Source organism: Paracoccus zhouxuedongae (assembly GCF_041927815.1).
Classification (GTDB): domain Bacteria; phylum Pseudomonadota; class Alphaproteobacteria; order Rhodobacterales; family Rhodobacteraceae; genus Paracoccus.
This window is the reverse complement of the sequence record NZ_JBHFHM010000001.1, coordinates 547750-557013: the sequence shown is the minus strand read 5'-3', so window position 1 is coordinate 557013 and position 9264 is coordinate 547750. Positions and strand designations below refer to the sequence as shown.

Here is a 9264-nt window from a genome sequence, read left to right as displayed (position 1 = left end):
GACGACAAGGGCGCCGTGACCTTCCTCGTGCGCGGGAAAGAAGCGCTGGAAGACCCGCGCCGTCTGCTGGTGGATCTGGAAACACAAAAGGGGGGGTTTCGCGCCCCCGCACCCCCGCGGGATATTTCGACCAAGAAGAAAGCAATGCCGTTTTCTTCTTGGGGTAGTATCCTCGGGAGCCCGGGGGCAGACAGCCCCCGGTCACCGCCAACCCACCGGAGGCAGCCATGCAACTGATCGCCCGTTACGACATCGCCGATTACGACCGCTGGAAGGCCGCCTTCAACGGCCAATCCGAGGCCCTGGGACAGGCCGGGCTGTCGGTCCTGCAAATCTGGCGCGAGGATGGCGCGGCGCGGGTGTTCGTGCTGTATCAGCTCAGCGACCGGGGGCGCGCCGAAAAGGCACTGGCGGCCATGGGTGATCTGATCGCCGCAGCCGGCGGCGTCAGCGCATCCGAATATCACTATGTGAGGACGGCATGACCCCCGAACTGGCCGCGCTCGCCGCCACCGCCTTCATCCATCTGGCCGCCGTCGCCTGGTCGCAACGCGCGCTTGAGGCTGACGTCGGCCGCGATGGCAATACCGGCACCCGCGAGGGGATCGAGGCGAAGCTCTCGCCGCTGACCCAGCGGCTGCGGCGCGCCTTGGCCAATCACACCGAGAATATCGGCCTGTTCATCATCGCCGTCGTGCTGGTCACGCTGACCGGCAAAGCCAGCCTGTTCACCGCGATCTGCGCCTGGACCTATGTCGCGGCCCGCGCGCTCTATCTGCCCGCCTATGCCTTTGGCTGGGTGCCGTGGCGCTCGCTGATCTATACCGCCGGGCTGCTCGCCACCTTCGCCATGATCGTGGCCAGCCTGCTATGATGACGCCCGAACTGTCCGCCCTGACCCTGGCCGCGCTGCTGCAAGCGGTGCAATTCGCGCTTTACGCCGTGGTGGCCAATCGCGGCCCGCTAGCGGCCTATCACGCCGGGCCGCGCGACGGCGCGCCCCCGGCCGATCTGCCGGTTCTGGCCGGGCGGCTGAAGCGCGCACTGAACAACCATTTCGAGGGGCTGATCCTGTTCGGCATCGCCGCCGTGGTCATCGCCGTCTCGGGCCAGTCAACCGCCTTCACCGCAGCCTGCGCATGGGCCTATCTGGGGGCGCGGCTGCTTTACGTTCCGGCCTATGCCTTCGGCTGGACGCCGGGCCGGTCGATCATCTGGGGCATCGGGTTTATGGCGACGCTGGCGATGCTGATCGCGGCGCTGCTGTGATAGCCTGTTGCGCGCCCCGCCCATCCACCGCGCGCAGCCTGTGCACAGGTTGTGCACAAGCTGTGCCGCTTCTGTGCACATCCCGTGCCCGCCGATTTTGAGGAAGGAAACGTCCCATGTCCAACTTTGATCTGATCGTCATCGGTGCCGGCCCCGGCGGCTATGTCTGCGCCATCCGCGCCGCGCAACTGGGCCTGAAAGTGGCCTGCGTCGAGGGCCGCGAGACGCTGGGCGGCACCTGCCTAAACGTCGGCTGCATCCCCTCCAAGGCGTTGCTGCACGCCAGCCACATGGTTCACGAAACCCATGAAAACTTTGCGAAAATGGGGATCGAGGCGGGCAAGGTCAAGGTCGATTGGGCCAAGATGCAGGGCTATAAGGCCGGCGTCGTCGACGGCAACACCAAGGGCATCGAGTTCCTGTTCAAGAAGAACAAGGTGACCTGGCTGAAAGGCTGGGCCAGCATCCCCGAGGCCGGCAAGGTGAAGGTCGGGGATGAGGTGCATGAGGCGAAAAATATCGTGATTGCAACCGGTTCGGTCCCCGCCAGCCTGCCCGGCGTGACCGTGGATGAAACCACCGTCGTCACCTCGACCGGCGCGCTTGCGCTGCCGAAAGTGCCGAAATCCATGGTGGTGATCGGCGCGGGCGTCATCGGGCTTGAGCTTGGCTCGGTCTATGCGCGGCTGGGGGCCGAGGTGACGGTGGTCGAATATCTGGACCACATCACCCCCGGCATGGATGCGGAAGTGTCGAAAAACCTTCAGAAAATCCTTGCCAAACAGGGACTGAAGTTCATCCTGGGCGCCGCCGTTCAGGGCGTCGAGGCGGGCAAGGGCCAGGCCACCACCCGCTACAAACTGCGCAAGGATGACAGCGAGGCCAGCCTGACCTCGGATGTCGTGCTGGTCGCCACCGGCCGCAAGCCCTTTACCGATGGCCTGGGTCTGGCCGATCTGGGCGTCGTCATGGAGGCCCGCGGCCAGATCAAGACCGACGGCCATTTTGCCACCAATATCAAGGGCCTCTATGCCATCGGTGACGCAATCACCGGGCCGATGCTGGCCCACAAGGCCGAGGATGAGGGCATGGCCGTCGCGGAAATCGTCGCGGGCAAGCATGGCCATGTGAACTATGCCGTGATCCCCGGCGTCATCTATACCACCCCCGAGGTCGCCAGCGTCGGCGCCACCGAGGAGATGCTGAAGGAACAGGGCCGCGCCTACAAGGTCGGCAAGTTCCCGTTCATGGGCAACGCCCGCGCCAAGGCCGTCCATCAGGCCGATGGCTTCGTCAAGATGCTGGCCGACAAGGACACCGACCGCATCCTGGGCTGCCACATCATCGGACCGGGCGCGGGTGATCTGATCCACGAAATCTGCGTCGCGATGGAGTTCGGCGCCTCGGCCGAAGATGTGGCGCTGACCTGCCACGCCCATCCGACCTATTCCGAAGCCGTGCGCGAGGCCGCGCTTGCCTGCGGCGACGGCGCGATCCACGCCTAATACCCAACCCCGAGCCCCCGCCCCGCCGGTCGGTCCGGCGGGGCATTGCCACCCCGCCCGGCTGCGGCGATGATGCGACCATGCCGAACCTGCACCCGCCCCTGTTCCTGCGCCTTTACCTGTCGGAAACCGAGATGCTCGGCCCCGGCAAGGCCGCGCTGCTGGACGGGATCGCGCGCACCGGCTCGATCTCGGCCGCCGGGCGTGAGCTGGGGATGAGCTACAAGCGCGCCTGGATGCTGGTCGAGGCGATGAACAGCATGTTCCACACCCCCCTTGTCAGCAGCGCGCGCGGCGGCCCGGGCGGGGGCGGTGCCGAATTGACCGCGACCGGTCAGCACGTCCTGACCCTGTTCCGCGACATCGAGGATGCGGCCCAAACCGTTAACGCCGACCGCATCGCCGCGCTGCACCGGCTGCGCAAGACGACCGGCTGATGCCCGGATGGGGGCATGTCGCGCCCTGAGGCGCGCGATGGCCTTGCGGGGGCGCGCAGGTCGTGGCGTGCCCGCCTGGCCCCACCGCATCCGCCTGCGTGTGAGGCCGAGAGGTCGCCACATCTCTCCGCTGGTGCAGATGACCAGCCAGGCTATGGCCCCACGCGGGCGGCATCACCCGTTGGTGGGCATCTGTCAAGGCCTGGCAGGCGACGGCGCGCTGCGCGGCACGACGCAGCGGCTGCCGATCAAGGAATGTCGCAATGGCCAAAGGGCGGTCGGGAAGCGGGTGACGCGCACCCGTTCAAGGTCCGCACCCGTGCCCGTTCAGCTGCTGGATCGGGCGTTCGTCATGTGATCGGCGCCTGCTGGCGACCTGCTCCCACTGACACCGCACACCAGCCCTTTGACGCGGCAAAGGCGACCGCGCCAAACCAGCCCCGTCGTTGACCTTCAGCGGATGCGGCAGGATCACGCGACGTTGCCGCAATCGCTCGGCGCGACGCGGAGCCAGCCAGGCCCCCAAACCGCCGCGACTACGCGCCGGAGCGCGGCCCAAGGCGGGCGTCGATAACCGCGACAGCCGCCACCTGGCTGCACCAGCCCGCTACCCCGCCAGATGCCGCAGCCCCTGCGTCACATCGGTGCGCACCGCCAGCCGCAGGCCCGGCTCATCCCCGGCGCGCAGGGCGGCCAGGATCAGGCGGTGGTGGCGCGGCGGCTCATGTCGCTGGGCCTTGCGATACAGCGCGCGCATCGTCGGCCCCAATTGCAGCCACAGCGTTTCCACCATCGCCAGCATCGCGGGCGATTGGGCGCGCAGATACAGCGTGCGGTGGAACTCCAGATTGGTGCGGATATAGGCCACGGCGTCGTGGCGTGCGACAGCCTCGGCATTGGCGGCATTGATCGCGGCCAGTCGGTCGATCAGCGCCAGATGCGCGCGTGGCAGGGCGCGCCCGGCCAGTTCCGGCTCGATCAGCGCCCGCAGGGCGGCCAGTTCCTCGATCCGCTCGGTGCTCAGTTCGGGCGTTGCCACCCGGCCCGAGGGCGAAATCGTCACCGCCCCCTCCGCCGCCAGCCGACGCAAAGCCTCGCGCACCGGGGTCATCGACAGACCATGTGCCTTGCCCAGACCGCGCAATGTCAGCGCCTGGCCGGGGTCGATCTCACCCGCCATGATCTGCGTGCGCAATTGCCGATACAGGCGTTCATGCGCGGCGGTGGCGGCCAAAGGCTCGGGTTGGCGCGGCTTTTGCATCAGTCGCGGGCCGTGAATTGCCAGGCGTGCAGCCCGGCGCCATGACGGCGCAGCCAGTCGCGGTGGCGGGCGTAATCAGGCATCAGCCGCGCCACGACCGCCCAGAAGGCAGGCGAATGGTTCATCTCGGCCAGATGGGCGACCTCATGCGCGGCGACGTAATCCAGCACCTCGGGCGGGGCCAGAATCAGCCGCCATGAAAACATCAGCCGCCCGTCATGGGTGCAAGATCCCCAGCGGGACCGCGTGTCCCGCAGGCTGACCGCCGCGATACGTCGCCCCAGCCGCGCGGCATGACGATCGCAGGCGGCGATCAGCCGGGTGCGGGCCAGTTGCCGCAGCCAGGCCTGAACGACCGGTCCGGGATCGCGTCCGGCGGGGACCAGCAGCGCCTCGCCCTCGATCCGCGGCACGCGCAGCGGCGCCGGGGTCAACCGCCGCGCCACGCCCTCGACCGGCAGCATCTGCCCATCGGCCAGGTAGCGACCGACCGGCGCCGCCGCCTGCATCTGGCGCAGCCAGTCGGCCTTGGATCGGGCAAAGGCCAGCGCCTCGGCCTCGCTGGCGCGGGTGGGCAGGGTCAGCATCACCCGCCCATCCAACCGCGAGACCCGCAGCGAGAACCGCCGCGCCCGCGCAGAGCGTCGCAGCGTCAGTTCAAGCGGCGGATCGGTGGGCAGCCAATGCTGGGTCATGGCGCCACTTTGCCGCGCCGCGCCGGGCGGATGCAAGGGGGCCGCGCGGATGCGCGATGCGCCCGACAGCGGTGGCGATCACCGGGCTGCATTGCCGTTCCCCGCGTGCCTCCGGGCCCGCGCGCGGCATCACCTGTGCCGCGGGCAGCACCGGGCCACGGGCGCGGCGGGCACATCGGTTCGGGCCGTGGCCGAATCCCTTTGACACCCCCCGGTCGTTGTGGCAGTTCGCACCGAATCCACGAACCGCAGCCCCCGATGGCTGCCCCGAAAGGAGTTGTCCATGCCCAAAGAGGAATGGGGCGTCAAACGGCTGTGCCCGCATTGCAATTCGCGGTTCTACGACCTGAACCGCGACCCGATGACCTGCCCCGAATGCGGCCAGATCTTCACCGCCGAAAGCCTGACCGCCGGCCGTGGCCGCGTTCTGGTGTCTGACAAGACCGCCGCGCGCGGCCAGGTCGATGACGACAATGATCTGACCGAAGACGATCTGGATGACGATGCCGCCGATGTCGATCTGGATGACGATCTTCTGGAAGAGGATGAGGACGACAACGTGTCGCTGGACGACATCGCCGATGTCGCCGGGTCCGACGACGAGGCCTGATCACCACCCGGTCGCGCCGATATTCGGCGCGACCGACCGCTCAACCGGCTGGACGGGCTGCTGCACGGGTCGGCGCGACAGAGCGGGCGCCAGGAGCGTCCGAAGCGGGCATCCTGACCAAGATGGCCCTTGTGATCGCCCGGGATTCATGGCCCGGCCCCCAGCCACAATGAAGCGAGCCGCAAGACGTCGCCACGTCCGAGCTTGGCGCAATGCGGATTCGCCGCGTCTTTGGTCGTCGCCTCGCGCGATGTCGCCACTGACGCGCCTGGGATCTGAAGATATCGTTCACCCCGGCCCATAGCGGCATGACTCGCCAGCGGCAGCGCAGGCATCCCGGCAGGCGCGACGAACGCCACCCGCGACATAAGCCGCGCCGGGATCAGCATCGTTCGTTACAACTACGCACCGGCATCGCCATCCGCGCCTGCAGCACCACCGGTGTCCGCATCGCCACTGGTGTCTGCATCACGACCCGTGCCCGCATCGCCATCCGCGCCGGTATCCCAGCCGGTGTCTGCGTCGCGACCGGTGAGAGCATCACGACCGGTGCCCGCACCGCCACCCGAGCCTGCGCTGCAATCCGCGCTCGTCGCAGCGGAAATCGCCGTAACAGCACCAGGACGCTGAGCGATATCACCCTTCATGCGTTAGGGACGGTGCCTATCATCAATCTTCATCGCCGCCGATCATCCGATGCGCAAGATATTCCGACGCCCATCATGTGGCGCGCCAGATCACCCGACGCCGGGCAGGTCGGCCAACGGCTTGCGCGGCAGATAGCGTGACGTCCGCCACAGTTGGCCACCAGAATCGACGCGCACGTCTGTGGAAATCCGCGCGCCCGTCTCGACACAGGGTCGGGCGCACATACCCACCGGCCTCCAAAGATCACGCGCCGCCCGCAAAAGCCCCACGGCGGGGGGGAACAGACACGTCAGCGTCGATCGGCAAGCCCGCACAGACAGCGAAAGAACCGCGACGGGTCAAGAACCCGTGGCACATGGCGTGGCGTGGGAATCAGCTTTTCTGACAAGCTCCTCAGCAAGCCAAAGGCGCGGCGTGACAGCGCGGCAGCAAAGTCCCCGCTAGCACGGTGGACCGCAGGCTCGGCATCAGGCTGGCTGCGGGGTTCCATCAGCGTCCCGGCAGCAATCCAATGGCCCCGCGCGGCAGGGCGGCAGCGCCAGCCTTCCTTGCCGTGGTGGATCGCGCGGGCGCAACAGGTGGCGCAGGCAAAGGACAAGCGCGCGCGGCGCTTGATGCCGGGACAGCGGCCCGAAGACAAGCCCGTGCGCCAGTCGCGCCGCCAGCACCAAAGCCAGCACAATCGCCAAGGCAAACATCACCATCTTGCCCCACCCGAATCCAGCCAGTCCATCGCTAGGCTGGCGCATAAACCTGACCAAGGGGTTAACGCGCGCCATGATTCCTGCGCGCCCTGACAAAATAGTCCCACGCTTTTTCATGATCTTGCGCGCCCCAAGACGGTCCTGATCCGTCCTCTTTCCCGCCGCGTCCAGGAAATGTCATTTTACCGCTTGCGCCCCCCGGCGTGACCTTCTATATCGCCCCTCACGGAACGGGCGCTGCCTGATCCGGACCTCCGGTGGGGCCATAGCTCAGTTGGTAGAGCGCTTGAATGGCATTCAAGAGGTCAGGGGTTCGACTCCCCTTGGCTCCACCAATTCACCCCCTCGATAATGAAAAACGGGCGCAAAGTCAGCGCTTTGGGTGCTTTTGAAAACCGCTCTGGGGGCCTGGCGCAAGCGACAGACCGTGCTGCCATCAAGATAGGCCCGAACTGCTGCCGTGCCGACACTTGCACGGGCTTTCGACGCCTGAACGCCGCTGGATGTCTCCACCAGTTACGCGGCGTTGTCCCGGACAGTCGACCACATATGCCGTGCCGCGCAGCTGATGATCCATCAGCCGGTCCCGCTGACCACGCCAGATCGCCCCGACACCCCGCCAACGGCCACGCCCTCGCGCATCCACCGCTACCGCATCGGCAATCAGCTTGCGCCTACTCCGCCACAGGCCGTGTGCCGGTCTGGCGCGATTGCGCCTCAAGCCGCAGGCGGGTCTCGAAGGCTTTCGAGATATGCTTGCGCAGCGCACCCGCCGCAGCATCGCCATCACCGGCCGCCACCGCATCGACGATCGCCTGATGCTCATCCAGCGAGGCGCGCGACCGGCCCTCGGCGGCCAGCGACGTGGTCGCCATCAGCGCCATCGACCGATGCACAAGCGCCAGTTGCTGCACCAGATAGCGGTTGTGCGAGGCCAGATGAAGCTGATCGTGGAACCGCCGGTTGGCGCGCGACAGTGCCAGCGGGTCGTCCAGCCGGGCGCGGTCTTCCTCGATCATGGCGTAAAGAACGCGGATTTCCTCGGGGCTGGCGGCGCGGGCAGCCAGGCGCGCGGCCAGTGCCTCCAGCTCGGCGCGGACGGTATACAGTTCGGCAAGCTGCGTATGGTCCAGCGAGCTGACGATCAGGCTGCGGCCGTCGCGGGCCAACATCGACTGGGTTTCCAGCCGCTGCAACGCCTCGCGCACGGGGGTGCGGGACACGCCGAACCGCTCGGCCAGTTCCGATTCGACCAAGCGGTCGCCGGGCCGATACTGGCCACTTTCGATCGCATCGAGGATCAGGTCATAGGCGTCTTTCGGCATCGGCATATCCTTGTGGCGTTTGAACAGGTTACGCCCCGGCGCGCGGTCCCGCAACCGCCGCGGTCTCGACAGCCGCGGGGCGCGCGCCTAGGGTCGCGGCATGAGCAAACACCCCCTGCCCCGACTGGCCGATGTCACCACCTGGATCTTCGATCTGGACAACACCCTGTATCCACCCGAGGCGCGGCTGTTCGACCAGATCGAACGCCGCATGACCGACTGGGTGACCCGCCATCTGGGCCTGGCCGAGGCCGAGGCCAGCCACCTGCGCGATGATTACTGGCGCAATCACGGCACCACCTTGGCCGGGCTGATGGCCGATCACGCCATCGATCCGCTGCCGTTTCTGGCCTATGTGCATGACATCGACTTTGGCGTGCTGCGCCCCGATCCGGGCCTGGCGCAGGCGATCCGGGCGCTGCCGGGGCGCAAGATCGTGCAGACGAATGCCGATGCCGAATATGCCGGCAAGGTGCTGGCGATGCGCGGGCTGGACATGTTCGAGGCGATCTATGGGGTGGCCGAGGTCGGTTTTCACCCCAAGCCCGACCCGCGCGCCTATCACGCCGTGCTGTCGGCGCATGGCATCGACCCCACCCGCGCCGCGTTTTTCGAGGATGACCCGCGCAACCTGATCGTGCCGCACGAGCTGGGCATGGCCACGGTGCTGGTCGGGGCAGGCCGGCACGGGCCGGATGTGCTGGCTGCGGGTCACGCCCATGGTGCGCATGTCCATCACCGGACCGACGATCTGGCGGCGTTCCTGGCGGGGCTGGCCCGCTGATCTGCGACCTTCGGTCCCCCCTGGCG

General features: G+C 67.5%; 11 protein-coding genes and 1 tRNA gene. 9 read left to right on the top strand and 3 right to left on the bottom strand.

Annotated elements, in window-relative coordinates:
• The first annotated feature begins 227 nt into the window (after positions 1 to 227).
• The 5 genes from ACEYYA_RS02930 (at position 228) to ACEYYA_RS02910 (ending at position 3211) form a co-directional block, all read left to right on the top strand.
• Positions 228 to 485 carry a hypothetical protein gene (locus ACEYYA_RS02930; protein WP_374797377.1) on the top strand — a complete coding sequence of 86 codons (258 nt, stop codon included), beginning with the start codon at positions 228 to 230 and terminating at the stop codon, positions 483 to 485.
• On the top strand, positions 482 to 874 hold the full coding sequence (locus ACEYYA_RS02925) for an MAPEG family protein (protein ID WP_374797375.1): 393 nt from the start codon (positions 482 to 484) through the stop codon (positions 872 to 874). Before ACEYYA_RS02930 ends, ACEYYA_RS02925 begins: the two co-directional genes overlap by 4 nt.
• Positions 874 to 1269 carry an MAPEG family protein gene (locus ACEYYA_RS02920; protein WP_374797373.1) on the top strand — a complete coding sequence of 132 codons (396 nt, stop codon included), beginning with the start codon at positions 874 to 876 and terminating at the stop codon, positions 1267 to 1269. Before ACEYYA_RS02925 ends, ACEYYA_RS02920 begins: the two co-directional genes overlap by 1 nt.
• A gap of 116 nt (positions 1270 to 1385) precedes the next feature.
• On the top strand, positions 1386 to 2774 hold the full coding sequence (gene lpdA / locus ACEYYA_RS02915) for a dihydrolipoyl dehydrogenase (protein ID WP_374797371.1): 1389 nt from the start codon (positions 1386 to 1388) through the stop codon (positions 2772 to 2774).
• Between the two features lie 80 nt (positions 2775 to 2854).
• Positions 2855 to 3211, top strand: coding sequence for a winged helix-turn-helix domain-containing protein (locus tag ACEYYA_RS02910; RefSeq protein ID WP_374797369.1), 357 nt, complete (start codon positions 2855 to 2857; stop codon positions 3209 to 3211).
• A gap of 607 nt (positions 3212 to 3818) precedes the next feature.
• Here the strand turns inward: ACEYYA_RS02910 and ACEYYA_RS02905 are convergent.
• On the bottom strand, positions 3819 to 4472 hold the full coding sequence (locus tag ACEYYA_RS02905) for a GntR family transcriptional regulator (RefSeq protein ID WP_374797367.1): 654 nt from the start codon (positions 4470 to 4472) through the stop codon (positions 3819 to 3821).
• Positions 4472 to 5167, bottom strand: a complete 696-nt coding sequence (locus ACEYYA_RS02900) for a M48 family metallopeptidase (protein WP_374797365.1) — start codon at positions 5165 to 5167, stop codon at positions 4472 to 4474. The genes ACEYYA_RS02905 and ACEYYA_RS02900 overlap by 1 nt, the downstream gene beginning before the upstream one ends.
• Positions 5168 to 5450: 283 nt before the next feature.
• Here ACEYYA_RS02900 and ACEYYA_RS02895 point away from each other — a divergent pair, with 283 nt between their 5' ends.
• The 3 genes from ACEYYA_RS02895 (at position 5451) to ACEYYA_RS02885 (ending at position 7464) form a co-directional block, all read left to right on the top strand.
• A complete protein-coding gene (locus tag ACEYYA_RS02895; RefSeq protein WP_374797363.1) occupies positions 5451 to 5777 on the top strand; it encodes a TIGR02300 family protein in 327 nt (108 codons plus the stop codon).
• Between the two features lie 308 nt (positions 5778 to 6085).
• Positions 6086 to 6565: a hypothetical protein gene (locus ACEYYA_RS02890; RefSeq protein ID WP_374797361.1), complete on the top strand. Its 480-nt coding sequence runs from the start codon at positions 6086 to 6088 to the stop codon at positions 6563 to 6565.
• An 823-nt stretch (positions 6566 to 7388) separates the two neighbouring features.
• Positions 7389 to 7464: transfer RNA gene (locus tag ACEYYA_RS02885), tRNA-Ala, on the top strand.
• Positions 7465 to 7803: 339 nt separating this feature from the next.
• Here ACEYYA_RS02885 and ACEYYA_RS02880 read toward each other — a convergent pair.
• Positions 7804 to 8454: a GntR family transcriptional regulator gene (locus ACEYYA_RS02880; protein ID WP_374797359.1), complete on the bottom strand. Its 651-nt coding sequence runs from the start codon at positions 8452 to 8454 to the stop codon at positions 7804 to 7806.
• Positions 8455 to 8554: 100 nt separating this feature from the next.
• On the opposite strand from ACEYYA_RS02880, the gene ACEYYA_RS02875 reads away from it, so the two are divergent.
• Complete coding sequence (locus ACEYYA_RS02875) at positions 8555 to 9238, top strand: pyrimidine 5'-nucleotidase (protein ID WP_374797357.1); 684 nt, start codon at positions 8555 to 8557, stop codon at positions 9236 to 9238.
• The last annotated feature ends 26 nt before the right edge of the window (positions 9239 to 9264 follow it).